This is a genomic window from Sphingobium quisquiliarum P25 (genome assembly GCF_000445065.1).
Taxonomy (GTDB): Bacteria; Pseudomonadota; Alphaproteobacteria; order Sphingomonadales; family Sphingomonadaceae; genus Sphingobium; species Sphingobium quisquiliarum.
Genome location: NZ_ATHO01000097.1, coordinates 1 through 19,263, shown reverse-complemented (window position 1 = coordinate 19,263; position 19,263 = coordinate 1). Strand labels below are relative to the sequence as shown.

At 64.1% G+C, this 19,263-nt stretch carries 22 protein-coding genes; 6 read left to right on the top strand and 16 right to left on the bottom strand.

Annotation, left to right across the window (positions count from 1 at the left end):
• Positions 1 to 19: 19 nt before the first annotated feature.
• The 8 genes from L288_RS32680 to uvrA form a co-directional block, all read right to left on the bottom strand.
• The gene (locus L288_RS32680; RefSeq protein ID WP_021238448.1) at positions 20 to 271 is read right to left on the bottom strand and encodes a hypothetical protein; all 252 of its coding nucleotides are present in this window, start codon (positions 269 to 271) and stop codon (positions 20 to 22) included.
• Positions 272 to 465: 194 nt separating this feature from the next.
• Complete coding sequence (locus tag L288_RS41975; protein WP_021238447.1) at positions 466 to 1,176, bottom strand: hypothetical protein; 711 nt, start codon at positions 1,174 to 1,176, stop codon at positions 466 to 468.
• Positions 1,177 to 1,261: 85 nt separating this feature from the next.
• Complete coding sequence (locus L288_RS32675) at positions 1,262 to 1,474, bottom strand: hypothetical protein (protein WP_021238446.1); 213 nt, start codon at positions 1,472 to 1,474, stop codon at positions 1,262 to 1,264.
• 66 nt (positions 1,475 to 1,540) lie between these two features.
• Complete coding sequence (locus L288_RS32670) at positions 1,541 to 1,753, bottom strand: cold-shock protein (RefSeq protein ID WP_021238445.1); 213 nt, start codon at positions 1,751 to 1,753, stop codon at positions 1,541 to 1,543.
• 171 nt (positions 1,754 to 1,924) lie between these two features.
• Complete coding sequence (locus L288_RS32665) at positions 1,925 to 2,200, bottom strand: type II toxin-antitoxin system RelE/ParE family toxin (protein ID WP_021238444.1); 276 nt, start codon at positions 2,198 to 2,200, stop codon at positions 1,925 to 1,927.
• Positions 2,200 to 2,382, bottom strand: a complete 183-nt coding sequence (gene relB, locus L288_RS32660; RefSeq protein WP_084465788.1) for a type II toxin-antitoxin system RelB family antitoxin — start codon at positions 2,380 to 2,382, stop codon at positions 2,200 to 2,202. The genes L288_RS32665 and relB overlap by 1 nt, the downstream gene beginning before the upstream one ends.
• Before the next feature lie 81 nt (positions 2,383 to 2,463).
• Complete coding sequence (locus L288_RS43055) at positions 2,464 to 3,753, bottom strand: ATP-binding protein (RefSeq protein WP_152522073.1); 1,290 nt, start codon at positions 3,751 to 3,753, stop codon at positions 2,464 to 2,466.
• Between the two features lie 37 nt (positions 3,754 to 3,790).
• A complete protein-coding gene (gene uvrA, locus L288_RS32655; RefSeq protein WP_021238442.1) occupies positions 3,791 to 6,784 on the bottom strand; it encodes an excinuclease ABC subunit UvrA in 2,994 nt (997 codons plus the stop codon).
• A gap of 568 nt (positions 6,785 to 7,352) precedes the next feature.
• On the opposite strand from uvrA, the gene L288_RS32650 reads away from it, so the two are divergent.
• A complete protein-coding gene (locus L288_RS32650; protein ID WP_021238441.1) occupies positions 7,353 to 7,712 on the top strand; it encodes a UrcA family protein in 360 nt (119 codons plus the stop codon).
• A 150-nt stretch (positions 7,713 to 7,862) separates the two neighbouring features.
• On the opposite strand, the gene L288_RS32645 is transcribed toward L288_RS32650, so the two are convergent.
• Positions 7,863 to 8,609 carry a LytR/AlgR family response regulator transcription factor gene (locus tag L288_RS32645; protein ID WP_021238440.1) on the bottom strand — a complete coding sequence of 249 codons (747 nt, stop codon included), beginning with the start codon at positions 8,607 to 8,609 and terminating at the stop codon, positions 7,863 to 7,865.
• Positions 8,606 to 9,724 (bottom strand): sensor histidine kinase, encoded by a 1,119-nt coding sequence (locus tag L288_RS32640; protein ID WP_031304418.1) that lies wholly within the window; start codon positions 9,722 to 9,724, stop codon positions 8,606 to 8,608. The genes L288_RS32645 and L288_RS32640 overlap by 4 nt, the downstream gene beginning before the upstream one ends.
• A 163-nt stretch (positions 9,725 to 9,887) precedes the next feature.
• Between L288_RS32640 and L288_RS32635 the strand changes: the two genes are divergently transcribed.
• The 3 genes from L288_RS32635 to L288_RS32625 all read left to right on the top strand — a co-directional run bounded on the left by L288_RS32635 (position 9,888) and on the right by L288_RS32625 (position 11,236).
• Positions 9,888 to 10,103 carry a hypothetical protein gene (locus L288_RS32635; RefSeq protein WP_021238437.1) on the top strand — a complete coding sequence of 72 codons (216 nt, stop codon included), beginning with the start codon at positions 9,888 to 9,890 and terminating at the stop codon, positions 10,101 to 10,103.
• A gap of 97 nt (positions 10,104 to 10,200) precedes the next feature.
• Positions 10,201 to 10,452 carry a hypothetical protein gene (locus L288_RS32630; protein ID WP_021238436.1) on the top strand — a complete coding sequence of 84 codons (252 nt, stop codon included), beginning with the start codon at positions 10,201 to 10,203 and terminating at the stop codon, positions 10,450 to 10,452.
• Positions 10,453 to 10,687: 235 nt separating this feature from the next.
• Positions 10,688 to 11,236, top strand: coding sequence for a hypothetical protein (locus tag L288_RS32625; RefSeq protein ID WP_021238435.1), 549 nt, complete (start codon positions 10,688 to 10,690; stop codon positions 11,234 to 11,236).
• Between the two features lie 39 nt (positions 11,237 to 11,275).
• On the opposite strand, the gene L288_RS32620 is transcribed toward L288_RS32625, so the two are convergent.
• The 6 genes from L288_RS32620 to L288_RS32595 all read right to left on the bottom strand — a co-directional run bounded on the left by L288_RS32620 (position 11,276) and on the right by L288_RS32595 (position 17,641).
• Positions 11,276 to 12,142, bottom strand: a complete 867-nt coding sequence (locus L288_RS32620) for an SDR family oxidoreductase (RefSeq protein WP_021238434.1) — start codon at positions 12,140 to 12,142, stop codon at positions 11,276 to 11,278.
• 46 nt (positions 12,143 to 12,188) lie between these two features.
• The gene (gene trmB, locus L288_RS32615; RefSeq protein WP_021238433.1) at positions 12,189 to 12,884 is read right to left on the bottom strand and encodes a tRNA (guanine(46)-N(7))-methyltransferase TrmB; all 696 of its coding nucleotides are present in this window, start codon (positions 12,882 to 12,884) and stop codon (positions 12,189 to 12,191) included.
• A 42-nt stretch (positions 12,885 to 12,926) separates the two neighbouring features.
• Positions 12,927 to 13,823, bottom strand: coding sequence for a DMT family transporter (locus L288_RS32610; RefSeq protein ID WP_021238432.1), 897 nt, complete (start codon positions 13,821 to 13,823; stop codon positions 12,927 to 12,929).
• A gap of 345 nt (positions 13,824 to 14,168) precedes the next feature.
• On the bottom strand, positions 14,169 to 15,374 hold the full coding sequence (gene metK / locus L288_RS32605) for a methionine adenosyltransferase (protein WP_021238430.1): 1,206 nt from the start codon (positions 15,372 to 15,374) through the stop codon (positions 14,169 to 14,171).
• 58 nt (positions 15,375 to 15,432) lie between these two features.
• Complete coding sequence (lnt, locus tag L288_RS32600; protein ID WP_021238429.1) at positions 15,433 to 16,995, bottom strand: apolipoprotein N-acyltransferase; 1,563 nt, start codon at positions 16,993 to 16,995, stop codon at positions 15,433 to 15,435.
• Positions 16,996 to 17,005: 10 nt separating this feature from the next.
• On the bottom strand, positions 17,006 to 17,641 hold the full coding sequence (locus L288_RS32595) for a YqaA family protein (protein ID WP_021238428.1): 636 nt from the start codon (positions 17,639 to 17,641) through the stop codon (positions 17,006 to 17,008).
• 179 nt (positions 17,642 to 17,820) lie between these two features.
• Between L288_RS32595 and L288_RS32590 the strand changes: the two genes are divergently transcribed.
• Positions 17,821 to 18,564 carry a hypothetical protein gene (locus tag L288_RS32590; protein ID WP_021238427.1) on the top strand — a complete coding sequence of 248 codons (744 nt, stop codon included), beginning with the start codon at positions 17,821 to 17,823 and terminating at the stop codon, positions 18,562 to 18,564.
• 156 nt (positions 18,565 to 18,720) lie between these two features.
• On the top strand, positions 18,721 to 19,263 hold a 543-nt coding region (locus tag L288_RS32585), incomplete at its 3' end, for a hypothetical protein (protein WP_021238426.1).

Here is a 19,263-nt window from a genome sequence, read left to right as displayed (position 1 = left end):
GGAATATGTTTTTTAAGCGTCAGCTGACCGCAGGCGAACTGGCCGTGGCGGGGCGTGAGGGGGTGGACGTTACCGCCGGGGAAATGTCGCTGCCGCCCAGATTGCTGCTGCCGGAACTGGCGCCGGAGGCTGCGCTGCGGTTGGAGATGTCGTTGCGGGCCTGGTTGTAGCGGCTGACGAGGTCATCCTTGAACTCGGTCAGCTTGCCTTCGTCATACAGCTTCTTGCCGACATAACCGGCGATGGCGCCGAAAATCAGAGTGCGGATCATAGATGGTGCTCCTTACCGGATGGTTCCTGTCAAGGTTTGCGTGGATAACCGGCCAGACGCCGCCAGGTTCCGGGCGCTTGTGGAGTAATCGACAAGATGAGCGGCGCTGGCGGCGTTCTGGACTTGGGATCGCGGCAGGGTGACATAGGTGACACGACAGAGCCGCGGAAATCCGCCATTTTTCCGAAATTTTCCTATTTGCCCGGAGTCTTGCCGCGCGGGGGCGCCTTTGCCTCTTCCCCGGTGAGATAGTGGGAGCGTTCGCGGTAGAAGCTCTTGATCTTCTCATCCAGCAAGGCTTCGCTGGCGGCGAGGTCTTCGGCCTGATCCGGGTCCTGCCGCAGCTTTTCCAGCTCGCGCAGGGCCGCTTCGTCAGAGGCGGGCGCTGTTTCGACATGGTCGAGCACGCGCTGCCAGCTTTCCAGCAGCAATTCGCGCTGCACCGCGCGGCGGCCGACTGCGGCCGGGTTGGCAAGGAGGAAGGCGGTGAGCTTTTCATCGAAACGCTTGCGGGTGCCGACCTGCCGCCCTTCGTAGAAAATCGGCTCATCCACCCCATGCAGCGCCCGTTCGAGCGCGGCGTGGGCGAGTTGTTGCAGGCCGAATTCAAGCGCCGCTTCCCACGCGATATCGAAAGCCTGGTTGGAAAGGCGGGAGCGCAGGCGATAGGCGGACTGGCGCGACATGCCGACGGACTGAGCCGCGGCCGACACGGAGGCGGTGCTGGCCAGCGCATCGAGGAAGCGGGCCATTTTCGGCCGCGTCCAGATATTGTGGCGCTTGGCGACGGCCTCCATTTCAGCAGGCGTCAGTTCCTGCACAGGCTTGGTCAGGCCAAGGGGAAAGCCGTCCTCGGCGCGGTTGTCGGGATGGCCGGGGGTGTTCCTGCCGGTACGCTTGGTCATGTCTGTCCTCCATATGTTCCGCCTGAGTGCGGAAGAGGACAGGACAGATATGCTATTTCGGGGCCTGTAGGACAGCCCGAAAATATCAGGCGCTGGCGGGAGCCTCATTCGCCTGCGCCACGGCGGCGGCAGCGGCTTCGCGGCGGGCGCGGTTGCGGTCGGCAAGGTCCTGCCGTTCGGCCATGGCGAGGAAGCTGGCTTCGGAGCGCAGGCAACGGTCGCGGACATTGGCGAGCGTGGCCGCATCCGCATCGCTGCGGGACTGGGCGGCGAGGGCGCGATAGTCGGGGTGGGACATGGAGGCTCCTTTCGCGGGTGAGTGTCCGGGCGCAGGGTGGCGCGCCCGGACGGTTCAGGCAGCGCCTTATTCGGCGTGGGCGATGTTCACGGCCGCCATCTTGCCACGGCGGTCCTGCTCCAGTTCATAGGAGACGCGGTCCTTTTCACGCAGCGTGGCAAGGCCGGCGCGCTCGACAGCGGTGATGTGGACGAAAGCGTCCGCGCCGCCATTGTCGGGGGCGATGAAGCCATAGCCCTTGTCAGCGTTGAAGAATTTGACGGTTCCGGTGATGCTCATTGGGTGTTTCCTTCTTTCGTATGGCGCGCCCCGTGTGGACGGGCCTTGCGCTAGAGGGGCAGGGAAAGAAGGAGTTCAGGGGCCGCAAAGCGCCGAAAGACCGTCGATTTGCGTCTGTAGCAGAGAGGATATGGGGGCTGGGAACGCGAATTGCAAGGGAAGGGGGACGCGTCAGGGATATTGCTGGCGGGTGTGCTTGATGGCCAAAATCTCTATGACTTCGGTGCCGACGCGATAGACGAGCATATAGTTGGGGGTGATTATCGCCTCGCGGGTATCGGGAACGCGCCCGGCCCGGTTCACATAGGGAGGATCGGCCAGCCGGTCGGCAACATATTCGGTCAGTTCAGCGAGCTGAGCGGCTGCGGCGAGATTGCGATCCGAAATATAGTCGATGATCTGGCGCGCCTCCTCGCGCGCGTTCGGACGCCAGATTATGTGCGGCATTATGCTTGGCTGGATTTCTTCGCCGCGATGATGGCGCGTAGTTCCGCCATGACCTGGTCGTGCGGGATGCTGGGCCGGGGATCAGCTAATGACGCATCGATTTCCGAGCGGAGCCAAGCGTCGTAGGCCTCGGCTTCCTCGGTCGTCGCGAACTCGGACTCGATGGGGGTGAGTTTGGCCATCATGCCCTTGTACCAAGGCGCCACGAAGCTGCCAAGTTTCCCTAAACGTGCCAAGATTGTTTATGTGCCTTTCCTATCCGGTCAGTTCAGCGGCAAGTGACTCCCAGGGGCATCATGATGTGTCGCCCATTTCATGTAGAACAGTAAAAACGGGTCAGTGATAACTAAACTGTTCTCCGAGGCGACCCATTCAATAGGTGGCTCGCCCTCGATCTTTTCACGTGCGATTTTTGTCATATTTACGAGGGCAGCCGTTATTTCATGTTTTGCGGGCATAGACGTAGGGGTCAACAACGCCTGTAAGGCTGACCGAAGTTCGTCATATGAAGTTCTAGGTTTCGGACCTAGGCTCGCAATAGCTGTAAGAATAGCAGAGTATTTATCTTGAGATGACCCATCCTTAAAGCTCCGAAGTTGCCGCTTTTTACGCGCGTCGGGCCCTGCCTTCAGCTTATTGTACTTAGGAAATCCTTTGCTTTTTGCTATATCTTCTAATGAATTTTCGAGATTCTTGCCGTCGATAGAAGTGACGGTGTCCTGCTTTTCATAAATCTCGTTCTTGATGCAAAGGTCGCTGCAAATTTCCTGAACAAGTAGCGGGTTACCGAATCCCTCCGCGCAAATCGCTTTGTTCAGATCGGCAGAAGTATGAATGTTCAGTGCTGCAAAGCCTCGTTCTGGAATCAGGATCAAATCACTCGTTTCCCAAGGTTCAATCTCGATGTGTTGAAATCGTCCTTCGACTTCATGTTCAACTGTAATTGGATCGAAAGCCCGATGCGGCACTGCGAGCAAAATAACAGTCAGACCTTTGAATACTGCCCCTTTTAATGCTTGAATTAGGGCTTTCTGAACGTCAGACGGAATATAGTGAAAGTCATCCACTAACAACGATATGCTTTGTTCAACCAACGCATCTAGGGCGGCCCGTTGCGGGTTTACATTATAAGTGATCGAGCGCTGCGTGGTCCGGGTGCTTGCTTTTCCGCCTGCGGCATTAATTTCGGCCACCGCAGGTATTCCAGCTTTTGCCCCAGCATTGACGCTATCTGCTACTGAACCGGATTCTAATCGCATTCGCTCACGGCCTAGGTCCAACAGATGAACTATCTGCGCCCAGAAATCCGCTTCGGATCTAATTTGACCGCCCTCAATTGAAATATATTCGCCAGACTGCGCAAGCACATGATTGCAGAGGACTGTCTTGCCCGACTTCGTAGCACCCGTAACGACGTTTATCGAATATCCTTTTGCTATCGCCTGCTTAACACGACGTTCCAAATTTAGGTGATCGCGACTGACGTATGTCACAGATGGTTGGCCGCCAGGAGTAAAAACTTCCCGAAGTTTCAACTTTTTCTCAGTCATCATGCCCCCCAACGGCTACCAGCGCGTTATATTAGCGGCTTCACTCCGCTGCAACAGCCTCCATCCCCAACAACGGCGCGAGATAGCGCCCGGTAAAGCTCCGGGCGTTCTTCGCGACCTTCTCTGGCGTGCCTTCGGCGACGACCTCGCCGCCCTTGACGCCGCCCTCCGGTCCCATGTCGATGATCCAGTCGGCGGTCTTGATGACGTCGAGGTTATGCTCGATCACGACCACGCTGTTGCCCTGTTCGACCAGGGCGTGGAGGACTTCGAGCAGTTTGCGGACGTCTTCGAAGTGGAGGCCGGTGGTGGGCTCGTCCAATATGTAGAGGGTCTTGCCGGTGCCTCTGCGGGAGAGTTCCTTGGCGAGCTTGACGCGCTGGGCTTCGCCGCCGGACAGGGTGGTGGCTTGCTGGCCGACCTTGATATAGCCGAGGCCGACTTCGGCGAGCATCGCCATCTTGTCGCGGATGGGGGGGACGGCCTTGAAGAATTCGACCGCGTCCTCGACCGTCATGTCGAGCACGTCGGCGATGCTGTGGCCCTTGAACTTTACTTCGAGAGTTTCGCGATTGTAGCGCGCGCCGTGGCAGACGTCGCAGGTGACATAGACGTCGGGGAGGAAGTGCATCTCGATCTTGAGCACGCCGTCGCCCTGGCAGGCTTCGCAGCGGCCGCCCTTGACGTTGAAGCTGAAGCGGCCGGGCTTGTAGCCGCGCGCCTGGGCTTCGGGGAGGCCCGCGAACCAGTCGCGGATGTTGGTGAAGGCGCCGGTATAGGTCGCGGGGTTGGAGCGGGGGGTGCGGCCGATGGGCGACTGGTCGATGTCGATCACCTTGTCGCAATGTTCAAGGCCGGTGACCTTGTCATGCGGGCCTGCGACGATGCGGGCTCCGTTGAGGGTGCGGGCGGAGGCGGCGTAGAGGGTGTCGATGGTGAAGCTGGACTTGCCCGAGCCCGAGACGCCGGTGATGCAGGTGAATGTGCCGAGCGGGATGCTGGCGGTGACGTTTTGCAGGTTGTTGGCGCGGGCGTTGTGGACGGTGAGCTTCTTGCCATTGCCCTTGCGGCGCTTGGTCGGGACTTCGATGCGGCGGGTGCCGTTGAGGTAATCGGCGGTCAGGCTGTCCTTGTGGGCGAGCAGTTCGTTGAGGGAGCCTTGCGCCACGATCTGGCCGCCGTGGACGCCTGCGCCCGGGCCCATGTCGACGATATAGTCGGCCATGCGGATCGCGTCTTCGTCATGCTCCACGACGATGACGGTGTTGCCGAGGTCGCGCAGGCGTTTGAGGGTGATGAGCAGGCGGTCATTGTCGCGCTGGTGCAGGCCGATGCTGGGCTCGTCGAGGACGTAGAGGACGCCCGACAGGCCGCTGCCGATCTGGGAGGCGAGGCGGATGCGCTGGGACTCGCCGCCCGACAGGGTGCCGCTGGTGCGGTCGAGGTTCAGATAGTCGAGGCCGACATTGTTGAGGAAGCCGAGGCGCTCCACGATTTCCTTGAGGATGGCCTTGGCGATCTGGTTCTGCTGGTCGTTGAGGCGCGCGGGGAGGGTGGAGAAGAAGCCGAGCGCGTCCACCACGGAGCGGCGGGTGGACATGGAGATGTCCTCACCCGCGATCTTGACGGCGAGCGCTTCGGGCTTGAGGCGGGCGCCGTGGCAGGTCTCGCACGGCATGGCGGTCTGGTATTTGCTGAGTTCCTCGCGCATCCAGGCGGAGTCGGTCTGGAGGAGGCGGCGGTTGAGGTTGCCGATGACGCCTTCGAAGGGTTTCTTGACCTCGTAGCTTTTCTTGCCGTCCACGAAACGGAGGGTGACGGGCTTGCCTGCGGTGCCGTGGAGGATGATGATCTTTACTTCGGCGGGCAGGTCGATCCACGGGGTGTCGAGGGTGAAGCCGAACTCCTTCGCAAGGGAGCCGAGAACCTGCATATAATAGGGGCTGGGCGGGTTGGACTTGGCCCAGGGGACGATGGCGCCCTTCTTGAGCGTGAGATGTTCGTTGGGGACGACGAGTTCGGGGTCGAACTCCTGCCGCTCGCCGAGGCCATCGCAGGCGGGGCAGGCGCCTTGCGGGGCGTTGAAGGAGAAGAGGCGGGGCTCGATTTCGGGAATCGTGAAGCCAGAGACGGGGCAGGCGAATTTTTCGCTGAAGACGATGCGGTTGTCGGGGATGCCTGCGTTTTTCATGCCCTTGCTGGGCTTTTCACTGCCTCCGTTCGTGTCGAGCGAAGTCGAGACACCTGCGCGCGGCTTCTCGACTTCGCTCGAAGCGAACGGGGGTTGGGTGCTAAGCGCCTGAACAACGGTGGTGTCCGCCAAATCCACATAAGCGAGGCCATCGGCGAGTTTCAGCGCCTGTTCGAAGCTGTCGGCGAGGCGGGTGGCCATGTCGGCATTTACCGCCAGGCGATCGACGACGACTTCGATGTCATGCTTGTACTTCTTGTCGAGGGCGGGGGCGTCTTCGATCGCGTACATCTCGCCATCGATGCGGACGCGGGTGAAGCCTGCCTTCTGCCATTCCGCCAATTCCTTGCGATACTCGCCCTTGCGGCCGCGGACGACGGGGGCGAGGAGGTAGAAGCGGGTGCCCTCCGGCAGTTGCATGACGCGATCGACCATCTGGCTGACGGTCTGGGCGCTGATCGGCTCTCCGGTCGCGGGGGAGTAGGGGATGCCGACGCGCGCCCAGAGGAGGCGCATATAGTCGTAGATTTCCGTGACCGTGGCGACGGTGGAGCGCGGGTTGCGGCTGGTCGTCTTCTGTTCGATCGAGATGGCGGGGGAGAGGCCGTCAATATGCTCGACGTCCGGCTTCTGCATCATCTCAAGGAACTGGCGGGCGTAGGCGGAGAGGGACTCCACATAGCGGCGCTGCCCTTCGGCATAGATGGTGTCGAAGGCGAGGGAGGACTTGCCCGAACCGGAGAGGCCCGTGATGACGATCAGGCTGTCGCGGGGCAGGTCGACGTCCACGCCCTTGAGGTTATGTTCGCGCGCGCCGCGCACGGAAATCGTGGTGAGACTCATGGGGCGTGTTGTTCCAGATTTGTTCCCGATGGGCAAGGCTGTCGCGCGGATATGGGCGTGGCGCGGGAAAGCCGCAAGCGGCGCGCGAATGTCGTTCGTAGGCGAATGCCGGCCGTTCGTCGTGGAGCCATGCCGCCCGGCGCGGCAGGGTGGCGGGTCATCGAATGGAGGAAGGCTTTTCCCACGCTTCCTTTATGATGATGCGAACAGATATCGATGAGATCCCGGATAGCCCGACAGCATCCCGGATACGCCCCCGGCCTTCCCTTGCGCCGGGGGCGTTTTCCTTTGGCGCAAGCCGCGCGCTTCCTTGTTTTACGTTACGGAAACAAGGCATTTTCCGGCCCCGATGAATGTCATTGGTCCGCCCCGGTCAGCCGTTGGTCGAGCCGGGCGTCGTTGGACGACCAGCATCGGCTTCCGTCGAAGGGCGAGCGCGCGATGGCCGGGACAGGCGTAGGAGGCGTCATGTGAAGGCAGCCAGCGCCGATGCGCGAACCGTCCTTCCCGCGACGGTCCGCCTGCCAGGGTCATGGCCGTCACCACAATGATTTTGAGGAGACATGCCATGATGACCGCCAAGATGACGATGAAGATGCTCGCCAGCCTGGGCGCGACCGCCCTTGCCGCCAGCGCCGGGATGGCCAGCGCCCGCGGCTTTGAATCGAACGGCCATACGACCGAAGTGCGCTATCATGATCTGGACCTGTCGACGCCGTCCGGCCAGCGCGCGCTGAACGCCCGGATCAAGCGCGCGGCCGTGAAGGTGTGCCCGGCCGATACCATCGCTGCATCCAAGCAGTGCCAGAAGCTGGCCGTCGCCAATCTGCGCGCGCCGATCGACGCCGCCATCGCCAAGGCGCAGTCGCGGAGCGAGGAGCGCTTTGCGGAACTGGGGAAGGAGCAGGCGGCGCCTGCCGGGAAGTGAGATAGCGGGCATCGCTGTCAGACGGATTTGTTCGTCCCGGCCCTCTCGCCCGTTCGGGCTGGGCTGGTCGAGGTTTCAAGCGGTGTTGGAGGCGAAGGCACTTCGCTCCGCTCAGTGGAAGGCTTCGACAGGCTCAGTCCGAACGCTATTTCAGGATCGTCCCGTCATCGCGCGGGCGTTGGCGAGATAGGTGCGGCCGATGCGGATTTCCGCGCCGTCGGTGAGGCAGGCGAACCAGACGCCGCTGCCGTCATGGCGCAGGCGGGCGATATATTCGCGGCGGACGATGTGCGAGCGGTGCAGGCGCACGAAGCGCTGCGGATCGAGGCGGCTTTCGAGCGAGCTGATCGTCTGGTGAAGCAGATAGCTGTTCCGCCCGACATGCAGCCGCATATAGTCGCGCTCCGCCTCTATGCGGTCGATCTGGCTGGTGCCGATGCGGATGAGTTCGGAACGGTGGGGGACCCAGAATTCCTCCGCCCATTCCGATTCCGGCCCGGCGGTGGTGGCGGGCGAGGGGGCTTCGCGATTGCGCAGCGCCAATTCGACCCGGTCGATCGCGCGCGTCAGCCGCTCATGCGCGACGGGCTTGAGCAGATAGTCGACCGCCGCAAGGTCAAAGGCCTCCACCGCGAAGCCTTCGAACGCGGTCACGAAGATGACGGCCGGGCGGATGCCCATGCGGCTGGCCGCCCGCGCCACGCCCAGCCCGTCGAGCAAGGGCATGGCGATGTCCAGCATCACAAGGTCAGGCTGAAGCCCTTCGATAAGGCGCAGCGCCGCCTCCCCGTCGCTGGCGGTTCCGGCCAGGGTGATGCGCGGTTCGCGGGCGCACAGCATTTGCAGGCGCTCCACCGCCAGCGGCTCATCATCGACGATCAGGGTGCGGATGGTCATGACTGGCCTCTGCGGATCATGGGCAGGCGGAGATGAACCATGAAGCCGCCGCCATCGCGGCGGCCATAGCGAATCTGGCCCTGATCGCCGAAGCGGGCGTACAGGCGGTCGCGGACATTGGCGAGGCCGATGCCGCTGCCCCCGTCATCGGCGCTGGGCGGCTTGTCGCCATCGTCCGCCACGGTGAGGAGGAGCATGCCCGATTCCTCCCGCGCGGCGATGGTCACGGTGACGGGGCTGGAGGTGCGGGACACGCCATATTTGATCGCATTTTCGACCAGCGGCTGGAGAATGAGGCCGGGCACGCAGGCGTTCAGCAGCGCTTCGGGAATGTCGATGCGGACGATCAGCCGATCGGGAAAGCGGACGGATTCGATGTCGAGATAGAGTTTTTGCAGCCTGACTTCTTCCTCCAGCGAGACATCTTCCAGCGGGTCGCCGGTCAGGCTGGTGCGGTAGAAGTTGGAGAGGGAAAGGATCATCTGTTCCGCTTCGTCCCGCCGGTCCTTCATCACCAGGGAGGAGAGGGAGTTCAGCGTGTTGAAGAGGAAATGGGGGTTCACCTGATAGCGCAGCGAGCGCAGTTCCGCCTGCTGGGCCGCGCGTTCCAGGCGGGAGGCCCGCCGTTCCACCCGATGCGCTTCGCTGGCGTAGGACAAAGCGAGGTACAGGCCCGCCCATGCCGCGAGGAAGAAATAGCGGCTGATCGCATCCTCGACGATCTGCTTGAGCGCGAAGTCCTGCTCATGCGCATATTTCCGGTATTCGGAATCGGGAAAGAGCGATGCCGGATCGTAGATGTTGAAGACGTAGAAATTGGCCGCCGCCGTGGCGAGCGCGAAGGGCGCGGCCAGCGAGAAGGCGGCGACGATGCGGATGGCGAGCCTTTTCCGGTCGAAGCCGCGAAGGCAGAGATACAGGACCCAGGTGACGACGATGCCGATCACCGTCACCACGGCGCGGCGCGCGGCCATCGCGCCCTGCGCTTCGAAACCCATCACCGATGCGCGCAGCGTGACCAGCACCGCGTAGAAGAACCAGAAGCCCAGAATGGAATAGAGCGCGATCGTGGCCGGAACACCGCCGCGATCGCCGTCTTCGGCATGGCTGATCATCATCCCCTGTTAGGCCAATGCGCGCCGCCTGTCGTCCCCCGTGGCCGATGCTGGTCGAAGGCACGCCGCCGTTGGTCGATGACCGCCACGGAACCGGGGATCGGCGCTGGCCGTTTTATGCCGGCAAGCGCGGGTAAATAGTTCCTGCGCCAGGAGAGCGAACATGACGGACAAGACCGGTATCAGGCCGAACAGCCGGGAAGAAGCGGGCGACGCGCGGCCGACCGACGCGCAGGACCATGCCGTGACGCGCGAGGAGAAGCTGGACGAGGGGTTGAAGGATTCGATGGACGCGTCCGACCCGCCAGCCGCCACGACGCCGGGCGATGACGGTCATCCGGTGCCTTCGTCCGGCTTCCACGAAGATGATGAGGATTGATGGACGGCCGCATCAATGGTGATATGATCATGAAGAGGTCGAACCGGCGGGTTGATGACCGGCGGTTCGCCTCCCCAGGAGAGAGGAACCCTGATCCATGCCGACGTCCGCCACTCCCGCAATCGAACGCATCGCCCGCGTGCTGGCAGGCCGTCAGTTGAGCCTGAACGGCGATGGCGACGATCCGCATGCGGCGAGCGCGGTGGACGCGAGCTGGCACGAGCATGTGGACGACGCCTATGCCATCCTGCACACGCTGCGCGAACCCGACGCCGACATGGCGCAGGCCGGGGACGTGGCCGTGTGGCGCAAGATGATCGGCGCCGTGCTGGAACGGCGGGCCGAGTGACCGGGCGCAGCAGGCGCGATCCTCCCTTCTTCATGCAATTGCCGCCTGCGACCGTCCGGGCGCGGGCCGGGGATCGCCGCATATCAAACCATTTGGCGCATTCACAAATTTTTCATGTTGCACCGCACAAGGAAACATGATTCCTTGTCGGTGTCGGCAGGATCCGCGCTTAAGCATATAGTAACCATGATGGGCGCATCTTCTGTCGATCGACTTGAAGTCGGAGGGCAAGAGCATGGGCACCAATGCAAGACCAGCTGACGGGGCAATCACCCTGGCGGAGTTGCGTGAATTCGCCAGTTTCCCGTCTGCCACACAGCGCTATATCCGCCGTTCGCTGGATATCGGCCTTCACCGCCGCGACGCCATGAAGCTATGGTCGCGCGACATGGTGGAGGAAGCGAGCATCCGCGCACAGGCCCGCATCTACGGGCGGCTGGACGAGATCAAGACGCGGGTGCCCGACGACAGCGGCCTCGACCAGATGGAGCCGTTCATGGCTCCGCTGGTGACGGTGTCCGCTTTCGACCTGGGGCAGGACCGGCTGGGCAGCTTTTCCGCCTATCGTTTCCTGTACGAACGGCTGCTGGGAGCGGGGGCCCGGCCGTGGCTGCCCGGAGCCTTCTGCGCGGCGGCGAGCCTGCCGCACCTTCACCCGGAAAAGCGCCGGGCTTTGCTCCAGACGATCAGCGAGGCGGCGGCGACGGCGATCGGCTGGTCGAACCGGGAGCCGACCTTCTACCCGGAATGGGTGGAGAAGGTGGATATGAGCAAGGCGAATTGATCTTCATCCTCCCCACGCCGGGCATGGGGAGGATTTTTCTTAGCCATTCACGATCGTGCCGCCATTGGGGTGGAGCACTTGCCCGGACATATAGCTTGAATCCTCGCAGGCCAGGAACAGGAAGGCGGGGGCGACTTCATTGGGCTGGCCGGGGCGCCCCATGGGGGTCGATTCGCCGAAATGCTCCAGCTTTTCCGGGCTCGCGCCGCCAGACGGGTTGAGCGGCGTCCAGATCGGACCGGGAGCGACCGCGTTGACGCGGATGCCGTCCTTCACCAGATTTTCCGACAGGCTGCGGGTAAAGGCGGTGATCGCGCCCTTGGTGCTGCTGTAATCGAGCAGTTCCGACGAGCCCTGATACATGGTGACGCTGGTGCAGTTGACGATCGCCGCGCCTTTTTTCAGATGCGGGCGGGCGGCCTGCGTGAGGAAGAACATGCCGAAGATGTTCGTCTGGAAAGTGCGGCGCAGCTGTTCCTCGCTGATGTCGGTAATGTCCTGATCGGGGTGCTGTTCGCCCGCATTGTTGACGAGGATGTCGAGGCGGCCGAAGCGGTCGATGACTTGCCTGACGGCATCGTCGCAGAAGCTTTTCTCGCCAATGTCTCCGGCGATGGTGAGGGCCTTTTGCCCTTCGGCTTCGACGATCTGCGCAGTCTTCTTCGCGTCGTCATGTTCGCATAGATAGAGGATCGCGATGTCGGCGCCTTCGCGGGCGTAGAGCGCGGCGACGGCGCGGCCGATGCCGCTGTCCGCGCCGGTGATGAGGGCCACCTTGCCCGCGAGCCGCCCGGAGCCGGGATAGCGCGGCTCCCATTCCGGCTTGGGCTCCAGCCTGCTTTCGTGACCGGGCAGGCCGTCTTCGTGGATCATCTCTTCATGATTGTCGGACTGATTATCGGACATGGGGCAATCTCCTTCGCCCCATCCAACGTGTCACGGCGCGCGCGGTTCAGCGCCGCCGGTAGCGGAAATACCACACTTCATGGCCGAGGCGGCGGGCCTTGGCTTCGTAGCGGGTTTCCGGCCAGCCGCCGGGGCGGGTGAGGAAGTCCCCGGGTTCGCTTGCCAGCCAGTCGAAATCGGGATGGCCGTTCATCACCATCAGCGCCCAGCGCAGATAGACGGGATGATCGGTGCCGAAGCGGAACTCGCCGCCGGGCTTGAGCTTGCGCGCGATCATCGCCACCGGGCCGGGGTTCATCATGCGCCGCTTGGCATGGCGGGCCTTGGGCCATGGGTCGGGGTGGAGGAGATAGACGAAGCTCAACGCTCCGTCCGGGATGCGGCTGAGCACCGACAGCGCGTCGCCCATGTGGAGGCGGACGTTGCCCAGCGCCTTGTCGCGGACATGGCCGAGCGCGGTGACGACGCCGTTCAGGAAGGGCTCCGCGCCGATGAAGCCATGGTCGGGCAGAAGGTCGGCGCGGTAGGCGAGATGCTCTCCGCCGCCGAAGCCGATTTCGAAGTGCAGCGGGCGGTCATAGCCGAAGAGGCGGGCGGCGCTGACTTCCCCTTCTTCCGGGACGGACAGGGCCGGGAGGAGGGTGTCGACCAGTTCCTGCTGGCCCGCGCGCAGCTTGTGCCCCGACTGGCGGCCGTAAAGACGGTTGAGGGTCGTCGGATCGCCGGATTTATGCGCTGTCATGGCTCGCGCCGATAGCGGCGGCGGGGCGTGCGGGCAAGCGGGCTATTCGGCCGCGCGGGCGTTGCGGGCGGCGGCGGCGATGCCGAGCAGGATGAGCGCCATGCCCGCGAAATGATAGCCGTGCAGCGTTTCGCCGAGCAGCAGCGCGGCGAGGAAGGCGCCGAGCAGCGGCTGGAGGCTGATCGCCTGGCCCGCCTGCGCCGCACCGGCCTGCGCCACGGCATGATTGTAGAGGAAATAGGCGATGATCGACGGGAAGATCGCGACATAGGCGATGCCTGCCGCAGCGCCGGGCGTCCAGCGGACGGGGTGGTTCGCCCATTCGCTTGCCGCCAGCGGGGCCATCATCACGACGCCGGTCGCGAAGCTGAGCCAGAGGAAGGTCGGGGCGGTGAGCGGCGGGCGCTTGCGCAGGAGGGACGTGTAGACGGACCAGCAGATGACGCCCAGCAGGATGAGCGCGTCGCCCGTGCCGAAATGAAGCGCCGCAAGGGCGTGGATGTCCGCGCGGAAGATGATGAGCAGCGCGCCGAGCGCGGCGGCGAGGACGCCGATGATCTGGCTGGGCAGCGCGCGGGTGCGGAAGAAGAGATAGTTGCATCCCAGCACCAGCGCCGGGATCGCCGCCTGAATGAGCATGGCGTTGGTCGCGCTGCTAGTGCGCAGGCCCGAATAGAGGAGAGCGTTGAAGCAGCCCACGCCGAATATGCTGAGCAGGAGGAGCATGGGCCAGTGGCGGCGGACGAGGGGCCATTCAGCGGCGATCCCGCGCGCGGCAAAGGGGAGGAGCAGAAGCGCGGCCCCGCTCCAGCGCAGGAAGGCGAGGGTGAAGGGCGGAACGTCCGCCCGCACCGCGCGCGCGACCAGCGCATTGCCCGCCCAAAGCAGCATGACGAGCAGGAGCATCAGATGGATGCGGACGCGGGGAGATGCGGTCATGGCTGCGGCACCTGCCCGGCTTTTGGCGGCGGGTCAAACCGGACGGATGGCGCCGGAGGGACGAAAAGGAAAGGCGCGGCAACGAAGGCCTTGCCCGCATCCGGTATCGCGCGGGCTGGCTTATGACGCCTTATGCTGACAGCGCCACCTAACCCCTCCGTTCGCCCTGAGCCTGTCGAAGCGCGAAGGAATGGGCTTCGACAAGCTCAGCCCGAACGGGGGTGGAGGGGATGCCAGGGCAGGAAGCTTGGGCGAGTTGGCTTGCGCTTCTGAGGCATGGCGCCGTCTCCACCGCCGGGAGCGCTCCTGTGTTCGCAGGAGCGCGGCGGGTAGGCTTAGCCGGTCCTAAAGAGCGGCCTTGAGCTTTTCCACCAGGTCAGTCTTTTCCCAGGGGAAGAAGTCGCCTTCCGCCTTGCGGCCGAAATGGCCATAGGCGGCGGTGGGGCGGTAGATGGGCTTGTTGAGGCCCAGATGGGTGCGGATGCCGCGCGGGGTGAGGCCGCCCAGTTCCTTGATCGACTTGATCGCGTCCTCGATCTTCGCGTCGTCCAGGCTGCCGGTGCCGTGGGTGTCGACATAGAGCGAGAGCGGTTCGGACACGCCGATCGCATAAGCGAGCTGGATCGTGCAGCGGCGGGCGAGCCCGGCGGCGACGATGTTCTTCGCGAGATAGCGAGTGATGTAGGCGGCTGAGCGATCGACCTTGGTCGGGTCCTTGCCGGAGAAAGCGCCGCCGCCATGGGGGGATGCGCCGCCATAGGTGTCGACGATGATCTTGCGGCCGGTGAGGCCCGCATCACCGTCCGGGCCGCCGATTTCGAAGCTGCCGGTGGGGTTGATGTGATAGACGGTTTCGGCGGAGAGCAGTTCGGCCGGAAGGACTTCGGCGACGACGCCCTTCACATAGTCCTTGAGTTCCGCTTCCTTGTCGCCTTCGTCATAGCCCTTGCCATGCTGGGTCGAGACGACGATCGCGGTCGCGGCGACGGGCTTGCCATTTTCGAAACGCAGCGTGACCTGGCTCTTGGCGTCGGGTTCAAGGAAGGGGGCGCGGCCGGAGTGGCGGTCATGCGCCATCTTCGCCAAGATCTTGTGGCTGTAGTCCAGCGTGGCGGGCATAAGGTCGGGGGTTTCGTCGCAGGCGAAACCGAACATGATGCCCTGGTCGCCAGCGCCTTCATCCTTGTTGCCGCTGGCGTCGACGCCCTGGGCGATGTGCGCGGACTGGGCGTGAAGATTGTTTTCGAAGCGCAACGTTTCCCAGTGGAAGCCGTCCTGCTCATAGCCGATGCGCTTTACGGTTTCGCGCACGGTGCGCTCAATCTCTTCCTGCGCGCCGGGGGCCCATTGCCCATCCTCATAGACGCCCTTGCAGCGGATTTCGCCCGCCAGCACGACAAGCTGCGTGGTGGTCAGCGTTTCGCAGGCGATGCGGGCTTCGGGGTCCTTGGACAGGAACAGATCGACGATGGCGTCGGAAATCTGGTCCGCGACCTTGTCGGGATGGCCTTCGGAGACGGATTCCGAGGTGAAGAGATAGTTGCTGCGCATGGAACTCCCGTTAGCAGGCTGGCTGGATAAGCGACATAAAGAAAAGTTTATGTGGCTATTAGCTTCTCACCCTGCCGATGGCAATGGCCAGTCCGGCGAGCAGCGCCATGAAGGCGAAAGCGGCCCAATTTCCCAGGCGGGCAAAGAGGGTGGGGGCCAGGGCCGGGGGGAGTCCTGTGTCGAGGAAACCGGCGCGGTGCAGGCCGAGCGCGTGCAGCACATGGCCGCGCGCGTCGATTACGGCCGAGACTCCGGTCGGAGTCGAGCGGATGATCGGGATGCCTTCCTCCAGCGCGCGGAGGCGGGCCTGCGCCAGATGCTGGACCGGACCCCAGCTTCCGAACCAGGCGTCGTTCGACGGGTTGAAGAGAAAGGCGGGGCGGTTCTTCGCGTCGATGACCTGGCCCGAAAAGATGATCTCATAGCAGATCTGGACGCCCATCTTGAGTTCCGGCCGCCCCAGCGTGGCGGGCAGCGTCAGGCTTTGCGGGCCGGGGCCGGGCCAGAAATCAGCGTCGCCGGGCACGAGGCGCGACAGGCCGATGGGCTGGAGCAGCGCGCGCATGGGGAGATATTCGCCATAGGGGACGAGATGCGCCTTGTCATAACGGCCAAGAAGCTGGGCGCGGGGCGAGACGATCCACAGGCTGTTGTTCGCGCCCGCCAGCGCGCTGGTGACGATGCCGTTTTCTTCGACCTGCTTGAAATAGACCTTGGTGCCGCCGGTCATCAGCAGGTCGCCGGGGCCGAGCAGCGCGGCGAGGTGCGCGCGCCATTGCGGTTCCATGTCGAGATAGGCGGGGATCGCCGCTTCGGGCCAGAAGATGAGGCGGGGGGCGGGGCGCGGATCGCCCGACAGGCGGGCAAGGGTGCGGAAATGGGCCTGCTCAAGTTCGGGCGAATATTTTTCGTCCTGGCCTATGTTGGGCTGGACCACGCGGATGCGGGGGGCACCGGAGGGGGTGGCGGGCGCGGAGGTGAGCAGGCCCCAGAGGGCGCAGGCGAGGAGGGGGGCGGCAAGCGCGGCGGCCGGGACGAAGCGGCGCCGCGTTGCGAGGAGAATGGCTCCGGCGGCGAGGATGGCGAGCGCGCTCACGCCATAGGTGCCGACCAGCGTCGCGGCGATGGCGATGCCGGTGGGAAGGAGGGTGACGCCGAGCGGGTTCCACGCGAAGCCGGTGAAGATGACGGCGCGGAGATATTCGGATGCGAGCCAGCAGGCGGCGAAGAGAAGGATGAGAGTGAGCGAACCGCGTTCCTGCCTTCGCAGGAGCGCATGATTGTGCAGCCACCATGATCCCAAAGCCGCCAGACCCGGATAGACGGCGAGATAGAGGGACAGCAGGACGACCGCGCCATAGCCGAACCAGTGGGGCATGGCGTCCTGAAAGGTGAAGGCGTGGGCGATCCAGTTGAGGCCCAGGGTGAAATGGCCAAGGCCGAACAGCCAGCCGCGGGTGAAGGCGGCGCGGCGGCTGGGCGCGTTTTCGATGAGCCAGAGGAGAAGCGCGAAACAGGCAAGTGTGACCGGCCAGAGCTTCAAGGGTTCAAAGCCGGTGGCGGCGGCGAAACCGGCGAGCAGGGCGGCCAGGTTCGGGAAACGGTTGAGCAGGTCCTTCATCGGGCGCGGATCAGCGCAGGGTCGCCATGGTGGCGTTGCTGCACTTGTCGCTTTCATGCCCGCCGCCCGACAGCATGGACGCAGCGACGAAGCCGCCGGCGAGGAGGATCAGGAAGGCGGCGGAGAGCAGGCCGAGATATTTTTCGATGAACGCCTTGATCGGCCGCCCGAACTTCCAGAACAGGAAGCCGACCAGCATGAACTGGAAGGCGCGCGACAGGATGCTGGCCCAGATGAAGGTGAACAGCGAAAGGCCGATGAACCCGGCGGTGATCGTGATCAGCTTGAAGGGGATGGGCGTCGCGCCCTTCACCAGGATGATTTCAGCGCCATAGTCGCGCAGATAGCAGGCGGCGACCGGGAATTTGGCGGCGAGGCCAAGGGCGTCGAGGATCTGCTGGCCAACCGTTTCGTAAACGAAATAGCCGATCGCATAGCCGAGCAGGCCGCCCAGCACCGACGCCAGAGTGCAGATGATGCCGAAGCGGATCGCGCGTTCCGGCCGGGCCAGGCACATGAGGCCGAGCAGTGGATGCGGCGGGATGGGGAAGAAGCTGGATTCCATGAAGGAAACAAGGAACAGCCAGCGTTCGGCATGGGCGTGGGCGGCTTTCGCCAGCGTCCATTGATAAAGCCTGGTAAGCATCGCGGCGGGCCTAGCCGAGATCGTTTCGCACCGCCAGAGCTTTTGCCGGGACTTGAGACGACTCGCTGGCGGCCGGGCGAGGGGCGTGCCAATAGGAGCTTGCGGATGCCGGTGGACTTTGGGGAGCCGATGGCAGAGCGGTGCGGTCTGTTCCGGCTAAGGTTTTCAAGGGCGTTGATTTGAGAAGGACGGCGATTTCCTGGCGGGATGCGCGCGATCGCGGCGGCGGATTGCTGTTCGCGCTGCTGTTCAACGCCCTGTTGCTGCTGGCCCTGCTGACGCTGGCGCCCAGGCCCGATCAGCGGCAGGAGGATCTGCGGCCGCTGACCACCTTTGACGTGGCGGCGGGGAATCGGGCGGAGACAGCGGAGAAGACCGAGCGCAGGCGGGAGGAAAAGCGGCAGGCGCGGGCGGCGGCGGCTCCACGCGAGCGGCCGGTCGAGGTGGAGCGCAGGCCTGAGGTCGAGACGCCGCTGCCCTTCCTGGTGCTGGACGGCGCGCAGATGGCGGCCGCGGATATCGGGCGCATGCCCAGAGGCGGCGGTGACCGGGGCGCGGCGGGGCAAGGGGATCAGGCCGCCGTCGCTGGCCCAGGCGAAGGGCCGGGCGGGGTGCAGCTGTTCGAAGCGGAATGGTACAGGCGGCCCACTCATGCGGAACTGTCGACCTATGTTCCGGGCAACGCGCCCGCCAAGGGATGGGGACTGGTGGCGTGCAAGACCGTTGAAAACTACCGCGTCGAAAATTGCCAGATGCTGGGCGAATCGCCGCAGGGATCCGGCTTTGCGCGGGCGGTGCGGCTGGCGGCGTGGCAGTTTCTGGTGCGGCCGCCGCGCGTCAACGGCAAGCCGATGGTCGGTAGCTGGGTGCGCATCCGCATCGACTATAGCCAGTCCGCCGGGCCAGCCGGGGGAGACGGGTGACGGAAGTAATATAACCTATTTGGAACATTTATCTTGACATCGTCACGCTCATATGGCACATGAGCGGATATTGGGAAAATGTGAGTCGCCAAGGCGGCGCTGAGGGCTGGTCCGGGTGGACCGGCCCTTTTGCGTTGCGCGGAGGAGGAGGTCAGCGTGCAGGAGAAGGGCGAAGGCGGCGTGCGCCGCTTCAGCGGGCGGGCGAGCGCGGGCAAGGGCAGGGAGATGAAGGTGCAGCGGGGGCAGCTTTGCGGCGGCGGGGCGGGCGCGCAGATGCGGGCGGTGCGCAAGGACGGATGGACGGACAAGCGGCGCAAGACCTTCCTGGAAACGCTGGCGGCGACCTGCAATGTCAGCGAGGCGGCGCGGGTGGCGGGGCGGAACCTGTCGGGCGCCTATCAGCTCAAGCGGCGCGATCCGGGATTTGCGCGGGAATGGGAGCAGGCGCTGAGCATCGGCTATGCGGAACTGGAGGCGCTGATGCTGCGGCAGGCGCTGTTCGGCAGCGAGCAGGAAGAGGTGGTGCTGGACGCCGAGGGGACGGTGAAAAGCCGCAAGGTGAAGCGCGGCCATCCGCATATGGTGGCGATGCGGCTGCTGGCGGCCTATGCGCGCAGGGTCGCGGAGACGCGCGCCGCCCATGAGACGGACAGGCCCGATGGCGAGGATGCGGTGGCGCGGCTGCGCGCGGCGCTGGAG

Bases quoted from the DNA above. Each gene is read 5' to 3' on its own strand.
- L288_RS32610 (WP_021238432.1), bottom strand. From the start codon at position 13,823: ATGACCGCATCTCCCCGCGTCCGCATCCATCTGATGCTCCTGCTCGTC.
- trmB (WP_021238433.1), bottom strand. From the start codon at position 12,884: ATGACAGCGCATAAATCCGGCGATCCGACGACCCTCAACCGTCTTTAC.
- L288_RS32665 (WP_021238444.1), bottom strand. From the start codon at position 2,200: ATGCCGCACATAATCTGGCGTCCGAACGCGCGCGAGGAGGCGCGCCAG.
- uvrA (WP_021238442.1), bottom strand. From the start codon at position 6,784: ATGAGTCTCACCACGATTTCCGTGCGCGGCGCGCGCGAACATAACCTC.
- L288_RS32640 (WP_031304418.1), bottom strand. From the start codon at position 9,724: ATGATCAGCCATGCCGAAGACGGCGATCGCGGCGGTGTTCCGGCCACG.
- L288_RS32630 (WP_021238436.1), top strand. From the start codon at position 10,201: ATGCCGACGTCCGCCACTCCCGCAATCGAACGCATCGCCCGCGTGCTG.
- L288_RS43055 (WP_152522073.1), bottom strand. From the start codon at position 3,753: ATGATGACTGAGAAAAAGTTGAAACTTCGGGAAGTTTTTACTCCTGGC.
- L288_RS32635 (WP_021238437.1), top strand. From the start codon at position 9,888: ATGACGGACAAGACCGGTATCAGGCCGAACAGCCGGGAAGAAGCGGGC.
- L288_RS32595 (WP_021238428.1), bottom strand. From the start codon at position 17,641: ATGCTTACCAGGCTTTATCAATGGACGCTGGCGAAAGCCGCCCACGCC.
- metK (WP_021238430.1), bottom strand. From the start codon at position 15,374: ATGCGCAGCAACTATCTCTTCACCTCGGAATCCGTCTCCGAAGGCCAT.
- lnt (WP_021238429.1), bottom strand. From the start codon at position 16,995: ATGAAGGACCTGCTCAACCGTTTCCCGAACCTGGCCGCCCTGCTCGCC.
- L288_RS32620 (WP_021238434.1), bottom strand. From the start codon at position 12,142: ATGTCCGATAATCAGTCCGACAATCATGAAGAGATGATCCACGAAGAC.
- L288_RS32680 (WP_021238448.1), bottom strand. From the start codon at position 271: ATGATCCGCACTCTGATTTTCGGCGCCATCGCCGGTTATGTCGGCAAG.
- L288_RS32650 (WP_021238441.1), top strand. From the start codon at position 7,353: ATGATGACCGCCAAGATGACGATGAAGATGCTCGCCAGCCTGGGCGCG.
- relB (WP_084465788.1), bottom strand. From the start codon at position 2,382: ATGGCCAAACTCACCCCCATCGAGTCCGAGTTCGCGACGACCGAGGAA.
- L288_RS41975 (WP_021238447.1), bottom strand. From the start codon at position 1,176: ATGACCAAGCGTACCGGCAGGAACACCCCCGGCCATCCCGACAACCGC.
- L288_RS32645 (WP_021238440.1), bottom strand. From the start codon at position 8,609: ATGACCATCCGCACCCTGATCGTCGATGATGAGCCGCTGGCGGTGGAG.
- L288_RS32670 (WP_021238445.1), bottom strand. From the start codon at position 1,753: ATGAGCATCACCGGAACCGTCAAATTCTTCAACGCTGACAAGGGCTAT.
- L288_RS32625 (WP_021238435.1), top strand. From the start codon at position 10,688: ATGGGCACCAATGCAAGACCAGCTGACGGGGCAATCACCCTGGCGGAG.
- L288_RS32675 (WP_021238446.1), bottom strand. From the start codon at position 1,474: ATGTCCCACCCCGACTATCGCGCCCTCGCCGCCCAGTCCCGCAGCGAT.